Here is a 14,137-nt window from a genome sequence, read left to right on the forward strand (position 1 = left end):
ATGAGAAGCGGCGAAGCCGCCCGACACGCCGGAATCTGCGGCCGCGCGCGCCATCCATTCTGCATTCGGTACGGCGTCGGAGGCCGCGCGTAGGCTGGCGGCATGTGCGGGAGATTCGTCGTGGCCAACGTCGGTTCCGAGCTCCTCGGCGTCCTTCGCGTCGACGTGGAGGCCGAAGACCTGCCCGCGCCGTCGTACAACATCGCTCCCACCTCCCAGGTCGCGATCGTCCTCGACTCGGCCAAGACCGAGCCCCCCACCCGTCGTCTCGAGGTCGCTCGGTGGGGCCTCGTGCCCTCGTGGGCGAAAGACGTCAAGATCGGCGCGCGCGCATTCAACGCGCGGGCCGAAGAGCTCGAAGACAAGCCGATGTTCCGCAACGCCCTCGCCAAGCGCCGCGCGGTGGTCCCGGCATCCGGCTATTACGAGTGGAAGCAGGTCGGCGACCAGAAGATCCCGCACTACATCCACCCTGCCGACGAGTCGCCGATGTTCTTCGCGGGGCTCTACGAGTGGTGGAAGGATGCCTCGAAGCCCGACGACGATCCCGCGCGCTGGGTGCTCAGCTTCACGATCCTCACGCGCGACTCGATCGGCCGGCTCGGGTCGATCCACGACCGCATGCCGCTGTTCATCGACCCCGACCACGCCGATGCGTGGCTCGACCCCGACACCGACAACGTGCGCGATGTGCTGGATGCCGCGATCGACGCCGCTCCGGCCATCGCCGACGAGCTCGACGACCACGTCGTGAGCAAGGCCGTCGGCAACGTCCGCAATGACTCACCGGAGCTCATCGAACCCGTCGAGTGACCGGCGCGCCCGCCGCGACGGCCTGACGGCGACCGGGCTGACGACGACCGGCTGGACCGTCTGGATCCCCCCGCCGCGCCCGCCGCGACGGCCCGACGGCGACCGGGCCGACCGCGAGCGGCTGGACCGTCTGGATCCCACCCGGCCGCGCCCGCGCACGTGCCCGCCTATCCTCGAAGAGTGACGATCTGCGCTCCCGCCCCGGCGCGGCTCGAGGCCGCCGAGTGGCAGGCGCTCGAGCGTGCCCACGCGGAGCGCGCCGATGCGCTCACGGCGGGTCACCGCGCCCGCGCGTCACGCGGCGAGAAGCATCCCGTCGAGGACTTCCTCTTCACGTACTACTCGTACAAGCCGTCGATCCTGCGCCGGTGGCACCCGGGGGCGGGCATCGACCTCGAAGGCGGTGCGTCGGCGCCGCGAGCCGCGTGGCGCTGGTACGTGCCGGGCGACGCGCCCGGGTCGCTGCGCGTGGACGCAGCGGGGTTCCGCGCCGAGAAGGCGCTCCTGGTGAACGGGATCGAGAAGATCCTGCGTGCGACAGCCGGCCGCGCGGGATCCTTCGGCTGCTTCGGCCTGCACGAGTGGGCGATGGTGTACCGGCAGGGCGGGCATCGGCATCCGGTCCCCCTCCGCCTCGGCCAGGAGGCCACCGACGCCGTCGTCGAGGCGCACGAGCTGCGGTGCACGCACGTCGACGCCTTCCGTTTCTTCACGCCCGAGGCCGTGCCTCGCAATCGCGAGACGCCGACCCGCGAGCGGCAGCCCGCCCTCGAGCAGCCCGGCTGCCTGCACGCCGGCATGGACCTCTACAAGTGGGCGGTGAAGCTCGGCCCGCTCGTGCCCGGTGACCTGCTCCTCGACGCGTTCGAGCTCGCGCGCGACATCCGCGTGCTCGACATGGAGGCCTCGCCGTACGACCTCGCCGATCACGGATACGCACCCGTGCGCATCGAGACGCCCGAGGGCAAAGCGGAGTACGTGCGACGCCAGCGCGGCTTCAGCGCACGCGGCCAAGCGCTGCGCGAGCGGCTGCTGGCGGTTCTGGCGGGTTAGCGCGGGGCACGCGAAACCTCAGAGACCGCTCCGGCTCGGACGGGTTCAGCTCGCGGGCGTGCAGTCCGCGCACGGGACGAGACCGCGGCCCTCCGCGGCGAGCTGCAGCCGCAGGGCGGTGACGCGTGCGGCCGCGTCGTCGAGCCGCGCGGCGGGCACGGCTCCCGACTCGACGGCCGCCACGATCCCGTCGATGATCCGCGGCGCGGTGTCGGCGCCTGACCCCACGACGGTCAGCAGCAGGTCGTTCCCGGCGGCGAGGGCGGTGAGGGCGTTGGCGACGGGGTCGCGGTAGGCGGCGATTCCGGATGCCTCGAGCATGCCCAGATCGTCGGTGACGGCGACCCCGTCGAAGCCCAGTTCCTCCCGGGCGATCCGGTGCCACTCGGGTGACAGCGACGCCGGCGCGGCATCGACCGCGGTGTAGGAGAGGTGCCCGAACATGAGGAGCTCGGCCCCGGCCTCGATGCCCGCGCGGAAGGGCGCGGCATCCGTCGCCTCCCATTCGTCTTTCGACATTCCGGTCGACGGGATGCCGTGATGCGAGTCGCCGGGGGCCGCGCCGTGCCCCGGAAAGTGCTTGAGGGTCGAGAACGCTTCGCCCTTCTCGCCCCCGACAGCCGCCGCGACGCGGGCGGCCGAGTCGCCCGGTGTCGTCCCGAGCGCACGCCGGTAGATGAACATCCCGGGGTCGCCGGTGACATCGGCGATCGTGCCGAAGTTGACGCCGATGCCTGCCCGCTCGACGAGCGCGCCGCGAGCCGCGAAGGCGTCTGCCGCGGCATCCGGAGGCGCGGTCTTGAGCGTCACGGACGACGCGAAGCGGTCCCACGGCAAGCGCGAGACGTCGCCGCCCTCCTGGTCGATGCCGATGAGGGGCGGAAGCGCCGGGTCGAGGGTGAGCGCCGAGGTCACCTCGCGCAGGCCGGCCTCGGTCCCCGGCACATTGGCGCCCATGAGGATGAAGCCGCCGACCCCCGTGCGCTGCACGTAGTCGCGGAGGGCGGCCGGGTCGGACGACGGGATGTGCCCCATCACGATCGCGGCGGCCTTGTCGCGCGCCGACATCACGCCGACGAGGGCGGCCGCGCGCGTCCTCCAGGAGTCGTCGGTGGCGGCCGTGACCTCGACCCGCGGGGTCGTGGCGTAGTCGGGGGGCGCGAGGCCCGCCGGTCGCGCGTCGGGAGCCATCGTCCTGCCGACGAGCACCGTCGGCGCGGCGTCGGAGGCCGCCGCGGGCCCCGCGACAACCCCGGCGAGGGCGATCAGGACGACGGGCAGGAGTGCGCGTCGGCTGGTCGTCATGCCGTCAGCCTAGGTCGCCCGCCGGGGAGCCGGCTGTGTCTCAGTGGCGGGCGACGATGGCCGCGGCATCCGTCCCCGTCGGAAGCGCCCCGTACTGCCAGGCGCGCTCCTCGCCCAGTCGTGCCCCGATGAAGGCCTCGGCGTCGAGGCTCGGCGCGTGGCGCAGCATGAGCGACGCCTGGAAGGCGAGGGCCAGCGTCTCGGTCAGCCGCCGGGCGTTCGAGGGCGCGGTCGCGGGGTCGGCGGCGACGGCGGCGAGGAGTGACAGCGTGCGGTCGGTGTGCGCGTCGAGGAGCGCCGATGCGCCCCGCACGGTCGACAGCTCATCGGCGAACGCATCGGCCGACTCCGGGTCGCGCGTGAGCGCGCGCAGCACGTCGAGCGCGATCACGTTGCCCGAGCCCTCCCAGATGGCCATGACGGGCTGCTCGCGATAGCGGCGGGCGAGCGGGAACGACTCGGTGTACCCGTTTCCGCCGAGGCACTCCAGCGCCTCGTAGGCATGGTGCGGTCCTCGCTTGCACACCCAGTACTTCGTCACGGGCGTCGCGAGGCGGCGGAGGGCGATGTCGCGATCGGATGCCTCGTCCTCGAACAGCTGCGCCAGGCGCAGGCCGCTCAGCATCGCCGCTTCGGACTCGAGCGCGAGATCGGCGAGCACGGCGGTCATGACGGGCTGATCGACGAGCAGCGCCCCGAAGGCGGCGCGGCCGCGTGCGTGCCACACGGCTTCGGCGACGGACTGGCGCATCCCCGCGGCGGTGCCCAGCACGCAGTCGAGCCGCGTGCGCTGCACCATCTCGATGATGGTGCGCACGCCCCGCCCGGGCTCGCCGACGAGGGTGCCGATCGTGCCGTCGAACTCGATCTCGGCGGAGGCGTTCGAGCGGTTGCCGAGCTTGTCTTTCAGGCGCTGGATGCGAAAGACGTTCCGGGTGCCGTGGGGCAGCATCCGCGGCACGAAGAGGCAGGTGAGCCCTTCCTCGACACTCCCCCGCCGCGTGTGCGCGAGCACGAGGAAGCCGTCCGACATCGGCGCCGAGCAGAACCACTTGTGCCCGCGCAGCTGGTACGAGTGGCCGCTCAGGTGCACTCCGACGGTCGTTCCCGCCCGGACGTCGGAGCCGCCCTGCTTCTCGGTCATCGCCATGCCGATGAGCGCACTCGTCTTCTGCTCGGCGGGAAGCAGCCTCGGCTCGTACTCGCGCGAGTAGAGCTTGGGCAGCCACTCCTCCGCGATCCACGGCGAGTCCTTGAGCGAGGCGACGGCGGCGTGGGTCATCGAGACGGGGCACGCATGGCCGGGCTCGACCTGGGCGAACAGCAGAAAAGTCGCCGCCCGTGCGACGTGCGCTCCGGCGCGCGGCTCAGCCCACGCCGACGTGTGCGCCCCGGCGGCGACGGCGGCCGCGATGACGCGGTGGTACGAGGGGTCGTACTCGACTTCGTCGAGGCGAAACCCCCAGCGGTCGTGCGCGTACGCGACGGGAGGGTGCAGATTGGCGAGCTCGGCGTCGCGCTGGAAGTCCCGCGTGCCGACGAGCCGTCCGGCGCGGCCGAGCTCGGCATCCGCCCACCCCGCACCGAACGCCCTCACGGCCGCGACGAGCGGGGCGTTGAGCGCGTACTCGTCGACGTCGACGCGCCACGGCGGCTGATTGTCGACGTAGTGCGTCGCGGGGCCGATCACTCGCTCGCCGCGGGAGTACGAGGTCACTGCAGCTGGATCCCCTCCGGGAGGGCGAGGCGGTACTGCTCCTCGGTGGTGAGCGGCGCGTGCGTCACGATGTCGTGCATGAACGCCAGTTTGCGCCGCACCGGTCCGACGATGTCGAACGGATAGAGGTCGCCGAAGCCCATCGCCCGGTTGATGCGGTTGAACGCCTCCGACATCCACTCCCAGTCCGACAGGAGCAGGGCGACCGACTCCTCGCGGTATGAGCCGAGCGGGATGACGTCGGTGTCGCGCATGCTCGTGGCGGTGGCATCGAGATGGATGCCGATCGCGGCCGCCGTCTGGAGGGTCCCCGTGATGTGGAGGTAGTGCGCGAACGTCTCGGCGAAGTCCTCCCACGGGTGCATCGTCGCGTACTCCGAGATGAACGACTCGTGCCAGTTCTCGGGCGCGCCCATCGAGTAGTGGCGCGTGATCGCGTCCCGGTAGCTCGCACGCTCGTCGCCGAAGAGGTCGCGGCACTGCGCCCAGTCCTGATCGGTCTGCAGCAGCACGTTCTGGTAGTAGTGCCCCGTCTCGTGGCGCAGGTGCCCGAGCATCGTCCGGTACGGCTCGCCGAGCTTGATCCGCAGAGCTTCGCGGCGGTCGTCGAGGCTCTCGGCGAGATCGATCGTGACGATGCCGTTGGCGTGGCCGATCGTGACGGGGCGGCCGAGCGAGATGCTCGAGAGGAGGTCGAAGCCGAGGCCGCCGGGCTTGACGTCCCACGGGACGATCGGGAGCCCGAGGTCGCCGAGCTGGAGCAGAAGGCGGCGCTTGGCCTCTTCGGTCTTGGCGAGCTTCGCGAGGGCGATCGTGTCGTCGGCGTCAGGACCCGTCCGCGTGAGCCGGCAGGAGAAGCACCGGCCGGCAGGGGCGCCCTCCCACACGAGCCAGTTGCAGTCCCACCCGCGGTTCGAGCACGTGTACCAGGTCTGGTCGTCGATGACGGTGTGGCCGCGGTGCACGCTGTAGAACTGGCGCGTGAGGATGTGGTACCCGAGCTCGGCGTCGCAGTTCGGGCACACGAGCGCGTCGAGGTAGAGGAAGTGCCGGCAAGCGGGGCACCGGGGTTGCGAGATCACCCGATCAACGTAGCGCCCGGGTACGTCATGGGGCAGCGGATCCGGGCATTCATCAGTCGCGTCGGGCGAGGTCGAGGCGCAGTAGCAGATCGTCGCCGGAACGGGGCGTGCCCCGCCCGTCGGTGTTGTTCGTCAGCACCCACAGGGAGCCGTCCGGCGCGGCCACGGCATCCCGCAGACGACCCTGCTCCCCCGTCAAGGCGGCGACCGGCTCGCCCGCCATGCCGTCGGCTGTCGTGTCGACCGCCCACAGCCGCTCGCCCCGGAGCGCGGCCAGGAAGATCGTCGCCCCGACCGCCGCGATGCCGCTCGGACTCGCATCCGCCGTCGCCCACGTGACGACGGGATCGATGAACCCGGCCTCGTCGGCCACGCCCTCGTGGATCGGCCAGCCGTAGTTGCCACCCGGCTCGATCCGGTTCAGCTCGTCGAACGTGTTCTGCCCGAACTCGCTCGCCCACATCGTTCCGTCGGCCGTCCACGCGATCCCCTGCACGTTGCGATGGCCGAGCGAGTAGACGACCGTGCCGAACGGGTTGCCCGGTGCGGGGTCGCCCTCCGGAGTGAGCCGCAGGATCTTGCCGCCGAGCGCTTCGGGATTCTGCGACGCCGTGCGGTCCTGGGCGTCCCCGGTCGTGACGTAGAGCATGCCGTCAGGGCCGAACGCGATGCGTCCACCGTTATGCGTCGAGTTGCGCGGGATTCCGTCGATCACGACGTCGGCCGGTCCCAGCCTGAGGCTGCCGGGCTCGCCGTGCAGAGGCATCCGCACCACCCGGTTGTCGGCGGATGCCCCGTGGTAGGCGTACAGCCAGCGGTCGCCGTCTTCGGTGTGCAGCGCCAGGCCGTGGAGGCCCGATTCTCCCCCCGAGACGACGTCCGGGACGATGCCGACGGTGCGCACCCCCCCCGATGGCGTCAGCTCGAGCACCGCGCCGTCGTCACGCTGGCTGATGAGGGCTCCGCCGTCTTCGAGCGGCACGACCGACCACGGAGCCGCGAGTCCCGACGCGAGCGTGGCGGGCGTCCCCGTGACGCGCCAGAAGCCATCGGCCGGGGTCGGCGCTCCTGCGGGCGCAGATGGTCTGGCCGACGGCGGGATCGTCTGATCGGGCGCGGCGGCCGAGCAGGCCGAGAGCGCGATGATCGCTGTGACGATGACGGATGCCGCGGCCCCCCGCGCGCGCCCGTTCATGCGCTCTGCGCCGCCGACTCGACGGCGCCGCTGTCGGATGCGTACCGGGAGTCGACGAGGGCCCACCACGCCCGGTCGAACGCGCCGTCGGGGTCGCGGAAGCCCTCGAGCGATGACGCGACGATCGCACCGGTGCGCATCGTGAAGAGGATCTCTGCCGTCGCGAAGGGCGTGGGGTGGCCGAGCTCCGTGAGGGAGTCGGCCATGATGTCGCGCACCCAGGCGCGGTGCCGGTCGACGACGGTGCGCGCCGGATGCTCCGGGTCGCTGTACTCCGCGGCGGTGTTGATGAACTCGCACCCACGGAATCCCTGGCATTCCATGCCCATCTTCGAACCCTTCGCGATCTCGGCGAGAAGAGCACGCGCGCCGTCGGGCGTCTGCGCGCGAATGCGCGACAGCTCCTCACGGCCCTCGCGTGCCTGCTGTTCGAGGAAGGCGACGACGAGGTCGTCCTTCGTCGGGAAGTGGCGGAAGAAGGTCGCGCGCGCCACGCCCGATTCGGCGATGAGACGGTCGACACCCACGCTGCGGATGCCGGTCGACACGAACAGGCGAGTCGCCGTGTCGAGGATGCGGTCTCGGGCCGCCGACCGCGATATCGGCGGAAGGTCCGACGCGGGGCGCCCGTCGTCGGTCATGACTTCGTCCACTTCCCTCTTGCCCTTCTCTGGGTCCTCCGACATACTCTCACGCGTAGCAGATAGACAGGTCCGTCTACCTTCCTGCGTGACACACCCTCTCGATCAGCCGTCCCTCGCCGGACCGACGAAGTGGAACTCGATGGATCTTCAGCTCGCAGGCAAGACGGCCGTCGTCACGGGCGCCAGCAAAGGCATCGGCCTCGCGGTCGTGCGCGGACTGGTCGACGAAGGCGCCCGCGTCATCGCGGGGGCCCGCACGAGCGGCCCGGAGCTCGACGGACTCGTCGCCGGAGGCGCGGTCGAGTTCGTCCCGATCGATCTCTCGACGCCCGACGGCCCGGCGGCGCTGGTGAAGCGGGCGGTGGATGCCGGCGGATTCGACGTCGTCGTGAACAACGTCGGAGCGGTCGCGCCACGACCGGGCGGGTTTCTGAGCGTGTCGGACGACGACTGGCAGCGTTCTCTCGACCTCACTCTCCTCGCCGCGGTGCGCACGATTCGAGCCGCGCTGCCGGAACTCACCCGGCGAGGCGGCGGGAGCATCGTCACGATCAGCTCGGTCAACGCGTCGCTGCCGGACCCGCTCGTGATCGATTACTCCGCAGCCAAGGCCGCGTTGGCCAACTTCTGCAAGTCGCTCTCGAAAGAGGTGGGCGGCTCCGGGATCCGAGTGAACACCGTGAGCCCCGGACCCGTCGAGACGGCGCTGTGGCTCGGAGAGAACGGCGTGGCGCAGACGGTGGCACAGGCCGGCGGCGCGACCCCGGAGGAAGTCGCCGCGGCGGCGGCCGCGGCATCCGTCACCGGACGATTCACACGGCCGCAGGAGGTCGCCGACCTCGTCTTGGTGCTCGCGAGCGAGCGGTTCGCCAACGTCACGGGCGCCGACTTCCGCATCGACGGCGGACTCATCCAGACGCTCTGACCCCCACTTCTCGCTCCTATCCCATCCCCACCTGCTCCGCCCGCCACCCCGAATCGAGGACCCGATATGTCCGATGCCACTCCGACCCGAACTCACCCCGTGCTGTTCATCCACGGCCTCTGGATCCACGCGAGCAGCTGGCGCGCCTGGCAGGACCGGTTCGAAGCCGCCGGCTATTCGACCACCGCCCCCGGCTGGCCCGGTGACGGCGACACGGTCGAGGCGACCCGCGAGAATCCGGGAGCGCTCGACGACGTCGGCATCACCGCCATCTGCCGTCACTACGCCGACATCATCGACGCCATGGCGGTGAAGCCGATCGTGATCGGGCACTCGTTCGGGGGTCTCATCGCGCAGGAGCTCCTTGCCAACGGCTACGCCGCGGCCGCCGTGGCGATCGACCCGGCCCCGGTCAAGGGAGTGAAGATCCTGCCGCTCTCGCAGCTGCGATCGGCGCTTCCCGTACTCGGCAATCCGGCGAATCGCAAGCGCACGGTGGCGCTCACGCGCGAGCAGTTCCGCTACGGATTCGGCAACACGCTGTCGGCCGAGGAGTCCGACAGCCTGTTCGACCAGTGGAGCATCCCGGGGCCCGGGCGCCCGCTCTTCGAGGACGCGACGGCGACCTTCGTGCGCGACTCCCCCGCGGCCGTCGACACCCACCACGCTGAGCGAGGCCCGCTCCTGCTCGTCTCCGGCACCGACGACCACGTCGTGCCGCTCAAGGTGACGGAGGCCGTCGTCAAGCTCTACGCCGACAACCCGTCGCGCACCGACTTCGTGAAGGTGGAGGGTCGCGGACACTCGCTCACCATGGACTCGGGATGGACGGATGTCGCAGACATCGCCCTGAGCTGGATCGCCGAGCGCGAGCCCGAGCTGGCCTGACGGCCGGGCACCCGCGCTGGGTATCGTGCGGCGTCGAGTCGCCTGAGCGGGCGAGGCGGGCCCGGCCGCTAGCATGCGTCGTATGGCTGCGGGCGACCTGACGACGATCCTTCTGTGTGCGGCGGAGCGCTGAGACGATGACGGTGGAACCCGGCATCTACGAGCACTTCAAGGGCCGGCGCTACGAGGTCTTCGCGGTGGGCAGGCACAGCGAGACGGAAGAGCCCCTCGTGCTCTATCGCGCGCTCTACGGTGATTACGGTTTCTGGGCGCGGCCGCTCGCGTTGTTCGAGGAGCACGTGGAGCGCGACGGGTACGCGGGGCCGCGCTTCTTCAGGATCACGGCGTAGGTCCCGCCCATCGTGTCGAACGGCCCGACGTGCACTGCTTCCGCGACGCGACCTCCCGGGAGGACTCCGGGCACGACATCGCCCGCCGGTTCGATGGGCGTCGCGACCGGGAACCCGGCCTCGACGTCGACGAAGGCGTCCGGCCGTCCGTAGTACTTTCCGAACGGAGGGCCGCTCGCATGAGCGCTCGACGCCTCGATCCCCGCGCGGAGTGCCTAACGTCCCGTCGCCGAAACCGGGCCGAGGTGACGCCACTCAGATGAGCAGAGCCCGACCTATGGTCGGCTTCTCATTTCCGGACCGGGAGGATGCTGGGCAACGTTCTCGATCAGGTGCAGCTGCGTTCCGTCCGGATCGACGAGGAATCCCGCGCGTTGTCCCCAAGGCTGCACCCGCACCGGAAGCAGCCGCGGACTGCCGCTGGACTTCTCGATGACGCCCGCGCTCTTGATCTGTCGATACAGCTCGTCGACGTCATCCACGCGGAGACTGCACATGAAGGAACTCTCCTCCGGCACGAGATCGGGAAACGGGAAGAACTCCAGCTGAGCGTCGCCTCGGCAGAGAATCAGCCAGCCGTCATCCCGGTAAGTCAGTTCGAATCCGAACTGTCCGTAGAAGGCGATCGTCTCCTCGAATCTTCGAGACGGCAGGTTGGGTACTGCACGATCGGTCATGTCGCTCCTCCGATTGTCCTGTGTGCGCTCGTGTTCGAATGGTCGCTCAGCCCGTCTCCGCGGACAGGGAGCTGCGGTCGATGGGTCGCGTGATGGCGCAGGACTCGACCAGCATCTCTCGATGTTCGCCGGATCGAGCGCCCCACACATCGGCCTTCAGTACGGGCTGAGAGCCGTACTTTCGGCCGACCAGATCCGGACCTGTTGACGGATGACGCGAACCACCCAGGCCGCGAGCATCGAGTACGGACAGCCGGCACCACCGTGGCGGCCGCGTTCGTCCCCGCTTCGGCGCCCGGATGTGATCTGCCTCCGACAGCGCGGCGGTCGCAGCCGGCGACCGCGCATCAACCAATCCCCACACACCGAAGGAGTATCCGATGAGAGATCGTCAACACACCACAACGCTGCTCGACCAGCATGTGCCGGTTCAAGCCAAACTCGCCGCCGCGTGGACGAGCTTCCTGTTCTTGTACGTCTACGTCGACATCCTCGCCTTCTACAAGCCTGGCACCGTCAGCGACATCCTCAGCGGCGTCGTCTGGCAGTTCGACATCACCGAGATCTGGGCGATCACGGCGCTCACTCTCCTGGCGATCCCGATCTTCATGGTCGTGCTGTCGATGACGCTGCCCGCTCGAGCCAACCGCATCACGAACCTCATCGTGGCCTCGCTACAAGTCCCCTTCGCAGCCTTCAATGCAGTCGGCCAGCTGGGCGAGCCGTGGATGTACTTCTACCTGCTGGGCGTCGCACTGGAAGTGGCCCTCCTCGCCCTCATCCTGCGGTACGCGTGGACCTGGCCACGCTTCACGCCGTCGGCGACTACGGCGATCCACTCGGGCAGCGGGTCCGTTCAGGCCCAGCAGCAAGCGTGAATCCTTGAGCCCGAGCGGGCCGATGCGGTGCTCGGATGGGGCCGCGCCGACCCCGCAAACGACTGATGTCTCGCGACATATGAGACATATGTCGCGAGACATCACACGGTGGACCTGAGGGGACTCGAACCCCTGACCCCCTGAGAGGAGTGCATGAGATCCGAATCCTTTCTGTTGTTTCGACTTGTCAGTCGTTAGAAGGGATTCTACGTTGTCGGCCCGCACAGCTCGCGGCTCGACAATGCGGTTGATTCGGGTTGGTTCGAGTTGAAAAAGGCGAGTAAAAGGCGACCGCCAACATGGCGTGAGAGGCACACCCCGCTCCCCCGCGGCTAGCTCGACGCCTGGGGGTTCAGCTATCTCTATCCCTCAAGCGGATCCACAATGCGTGCTCAGGGCAGGTGAACCCGAGGCGGAGACCTCGTCCCTCGCCCGCCGCGAATGACTCAGGGGCTAGGTCGCGCCCGCGTGCGGAACACGTCCGGTATCGCTCGCTTGCCGGCTGTGCCGAGCAGTCGGCGAAAGATACTCAAGGCCGCCGCTTGCGCCCCTACGTGGGCAGGCCGAGCTTGTCGAAGAAGGCCCGGTTCCGTTCCGTAGCCGCGTTGACCAGCCCGTCGAAGCTCATGACCTCTACGTACGCCTTGGCGGCATTGTTGTACCCGAAGTAGCCGAGACCGTCGTGGGTGGGACGCAGATCTGAGATCTCACACCTTTCGATCATTTTCTCCGTAAGGTCGGCAACGATATAGCAGAACGCTGGAGGGTCCTGGGTCGGCGGGATCGGCCGCCCAGTCGCGGTCATCACTCCACCGGCGCGGATTCTCTTCACGTAGTCGAGGCACTGCTGGATCGGGTTCTTGTCCTCGGTGGCGTCCTTGCGCATCGGACGCTTGATCTCGACCACAACGATCGACGGCAGGGGCAACTTCTGCCCCTCCGCGGCGAGCACCGGAGAGTCGATGAGCCGCGTCGCGAAGATATCCGGCTCGCGCGTCGACTCGGACCCGGTGACGGGCATACTCTTCAGCGTCTTGTCTGAGGCGAGGTAGTCGTGGAACGCCAGTCTCTCGTCGATGATCCACAGGTTCGACCCGTCGGCGGCGACATCGTTGGACTCCGTGCGCATTGGGACAATCAGCGAGTGAATCGCGTCCTCACGGCTGTACTTCCCGCCCTTGTCCGCACGGATCAGGCGACTGAGCAGATCCAGCACCGTACGGCGGCGCGAGACATACGCGGCCAGGTCTGACTGGTTGATCTCGCTGACCGTGGCGAGATAGGCCGCGAGGCGATGTGTGTAGTCCTCTGCTGGTTCGGCGTCGGCATCGGCCTCGGCAAAGATCTCTTGCCCCTGCACGAATGCCTCGGACTCGATCTTCTGCAGATGCCTGTGGAGCTGCAGTTCGAGGTCCTGATCCTTCACCGACGGGTCGACCGTGATTCCGCGCTCTTCAATCTTGGCCAGCACGGGTCGGTAACGAGGGGCGCGCTTGGTCACGAAGTCGTGGACGCGCTGCTTTCCCTGTTCGCGGGCCGACTCGAGCGGGTCTTTGAGGATCTTCGCCACCTCCTTGAATACGGCCTCGCGGATGTCGTCCAGCGAGAGGTCGTCGACGAGCGGCTGACCGGCGATCCGGTCGCTGATGTCAAAGGCCGTCCGGTCGGAGCGGACGCGCTCGTCTAGGAAGTCCGAGGTCAGGTAGCACGCGTAAACGAACTCACCGGAGGTGGCGTCCGCGAGCCTGCCGTGGAGCCCGGGGACCTTGCCACTCAGGTTCTCCTCAAGGACCACACGGCTCGCCGCGCACCAGTGGAGGCGGGGTGCGGAGTATCGGACGGTGGCCTTCAGCCGGAGGTTCAGCATGTCGAACTTCTGACCCTTGACCTCGATCGCCGACGCCGTCATCGCCGAATCGACGAACTCGTCCATCAGGTCGGCCAAAGACACCGACTCGTCATCGTCCGTGACCGTCACGACCGGTGCGCCGCCGGGACGGAGAAAGTACCAGATGCAGTGCTCGAAGATCTCTCGCGCGATCGCGTCGACGCCTTTCGGAGCGTTCTGCTGGAACGTCTTCTTGAAGCCGTCAAGGCTAACAACAGCTCCTGGCCTCACGAATCCGCCCGCGTTCCCGTCGTGCTCAACCTCGTGCGCGACCGAGAATCGGAACTGGCGAGCCCGGAGCTTCCCCTCTTCGTCTTCGTACGCGCTGCGGACCGACACCTTGTCGAAGGCCTTCAGCCAGAGCAATCGGCCGACGCCGCGGCAGCCTAGGTCGGCCTTGAAATCGCTGTCCAGAGTCTCGAACGAGGTCATGTTCGGCGCCGTGAAACCCACGCCATCATCCGAGACCGTGAAGCCGATGATCGGCTTCATTGGCGTTCGGCCCGGGCCTGTGGGGCCGAAGTCGAACTCAGCCTGAGGGTCACGGTGCACCCTCACGTCGATCCGACCGGGATCGGTTGAACGGCCGTGCCGTGCGTCGATCGCCTGGATGCTGTTGACCGGCTACCGCAATGCCTGGCAGTTCCTCAGCCAGATCGTCGACTACCAGGACCCGGAGCTGCACCGCCGCGCGATCCTCGCGACGCTGCTGAGCCGGAACC

Annotated in this window: 13 protein-coding genes; 6 read left to right on the top strand and 7 right to left on the bottom strand. The window is 69.0% G+C overall.

From position 1 onward, the window contains the following. The first annotated feature begins 102 nt into the window (after nucleotides 1–102). Nucleotides 103–813 carry an SOS response-associated peptidase gene (locus ACSBPH_RS01050; RefSeq protein ID WP_442575774.1) on the top strand — a complete coding sequence of 237 codons (711 nt, stop codon included), beginning with the start codon at nucleotides 103–105 and terminating at the stop codon, nucleotides 811–813. A gap of 180 nt (nucleotides 814–993) precedes the next feature. After that, nucleotides 994–1,866: a 3-methyladenine DNA glycosylase gene (locus tag ACSBPH_RS01055; protein WP_442575775.1), complete on the top strand. Its 873-nt coding sequence runs from the start codon at nucleotides 994–996 to the stop codon at nucleotides 1,864–1,866. Between the two features lie 45 nt (nucleotides 1,867–1,911). Here ACSBPH_RS01055 and ACSBPH_RS01060 read toward each other — a convergent pair whose 3' ends face one another. The 5 genes from ACSBPH_RS01060 to ACSBPH_RS01080 are packed head-to-tail and all read right to left on the bottom strand — an operon-like array spanning nucleotide 1,912 to nucleotide 7,818. Then, entirely contained in the window at nucleotides 1,912–3,171 is a 1,260-nt protein-coding gene (locus ACSBPH_RS01060) for a glycoside hydrolase family 3 N-terminal domain-containing protein (protein ID WP_442575776.1), read from the bottom strand. Between the two features lie 40 nt (nucleotides 3,172–3,211). Beyond that, complete coding sequence (locus ACSBPH_RS01065) at nucleotides 3,212–4,888, bottom strand: acyl-CoA dehydrogenase family protein (protein ID WP_442575777.1); 1,677 nt, start codon at nucleotides 4,886–4,888, stop codon at nucleotides 3,212–3,214. Then, nucleotides 4,885–5,970, bottom strand: a complete 1,086-nt coding sequence (locus ACSBPH_RS01070) for a zinc-binding metallopeptidase family protein (RefSeq protein ID WP_442575778.1) — start codon at nucleotides 5,968–5,970, stop codon at nucleotides 4,885–4,887. The genes ACSBPH_RS01065 and ACSBPH_RS01070 overlap by 4 nt, the downstream gene beginning before the upstream one ends. Before the next feature lie 52 nt (nucleotides 5,971–6,022). Beyond that, the gene (locus ACSBPH_RS01075) at nucleotides 6,023–7,165 is read right to left on the bottom strand and encodes a PQQ-dependent sugar dehydrogenase (RefSeq protein ID WP_442575779.1); all 1,143 of its coding nucleotides are present in this window, start codon (nucleotides 7,163–7,165) and stop codon (nucleotides 6,023–6,025) included. Beyond that, a complete protein-coding gene (locus ACSBPH_RS01080; RefSeq protein WP_442575780.1) occupies nucleotides 7,162–7,818 on the bottom strand; it encodes a TetR/AcrR family transcriptional regulator in 657 nt (218 codons plus the stop codon). Before ACSBPH_RS01080 ends, ACSBPH_RS01075 begins: the two co-directional genes overlap by 4 nt. Before the next feature lie 76 nt (nucleotides 7,819–7,894). Between ACSBPH_RS01080 and ACSBPH_RS01085 the strand changes: the two genes are divergently transcribed. The 3 genes from ACSBPH_RS01085 to ACSBPH_RS01095 all read left to right on the top strand — a co-directional run bounded on the left by ACSBPH_RS01085 (nucleotide 7,895) and on the right by ACSBPH_RS01095 (nucleotide 9,972). Next, nucleotides 7,895–8,734: an oxidoreductase gene (locus ACSBPH_RS01085; protein ID WP_442575781.1), complete on the top strand. Its 840-nt coding sequence runs from the start codon at nucleotides 7,895–7,897 to the stop codon at nucleotides 8,732–8,734. Nucleotides 8,735–8,800: 66 nt separating this feature from the next. Beyond that, nucleotides 8,801–9,622: an alpha/beta hydrolase gene (locus tag ACSBPH_RS01090; protein WP_442575782.1), complete on the top strand. Its 822-nt coding sequence runs from the start codon at nucleotides 8,801–8,803 to the stop codon at nucleotides 9,620–9,622. A 137-nt stretch (nucleotides 9,623–9,759) separates the two neighbouring features. Then, on the top strand, nucleotides 9,760–9,972 hold the full coding sequence (locus ACSBPH_RS01095; protein WP_442575783.1) for a DUF1653 domain-containing protein: 213 nt from the start codon (nucleotides 9,760–9,762) through the stop codon (nucleotides 9,970–9,972). 275 nt (nucleotides 9,973–10,247) lie between these two features. Here the strand turns inward: ACSBPH_RS01095 and ACSBPH_RS01100 are convergent, their stop codons facing one another. Beyond that, nucleotides 10,248–10,649, bottom strand: a complete 402-nt coding sequence (locus tag ACSBPH_RS01100) for a bleomycin resistance protein (protein WP_442575784.1) — start codon at nucleotides 10,647–10,649, stop codon at nucleotides 10,248–10,250. Between the two features lie 380 nt (nucleotides 10,650–11,029). Between ACSBPH_RS01100 and ACSBPH_RS01105 the strand changes: the two genes are divergently transcribed. Next, complete coding sequence (locus ACSBPH_RS01105; RefSeq protein ID WP_442575785.1) at nucleotides 11,030–11,527, top strand: DUF6326 family protein; 498 nt, start codon at nucleotides 11,030–11,032, stop codon at nucleotides 11,525–11,527. 550 nt (nucleotides 11,528–12,077) lie between these two features. Here ACSBPH_RS01105 and ACSBPH_RS01110 read toward each other — a convergent pair. Next, nucleotides 12,078–13,907 carry an ATP-binding protein gene (locus ACSBPH_RS01110; protein ID WP_442575786.1) on the bottom strand — a complete coding sequence of 610 codons (1,830 nt, stop codon included), beginning with the start codon at nucleotides 13,905–13,907 and terminating at the stop codon, nucleotides 12,078–12,080. Nucleotides 13,908–14,137 lie beyond the last annotated feature (230 nt).

The sequence above is a fragment of the Microbacterium sp. F51-2R genome (genome assembly GCF_052180235.1).
Lineage (GTDB): Bacteria > Actinomycetota > Actinomycetes > Actinomycetales > Microbacteriaceae > Microbacterium.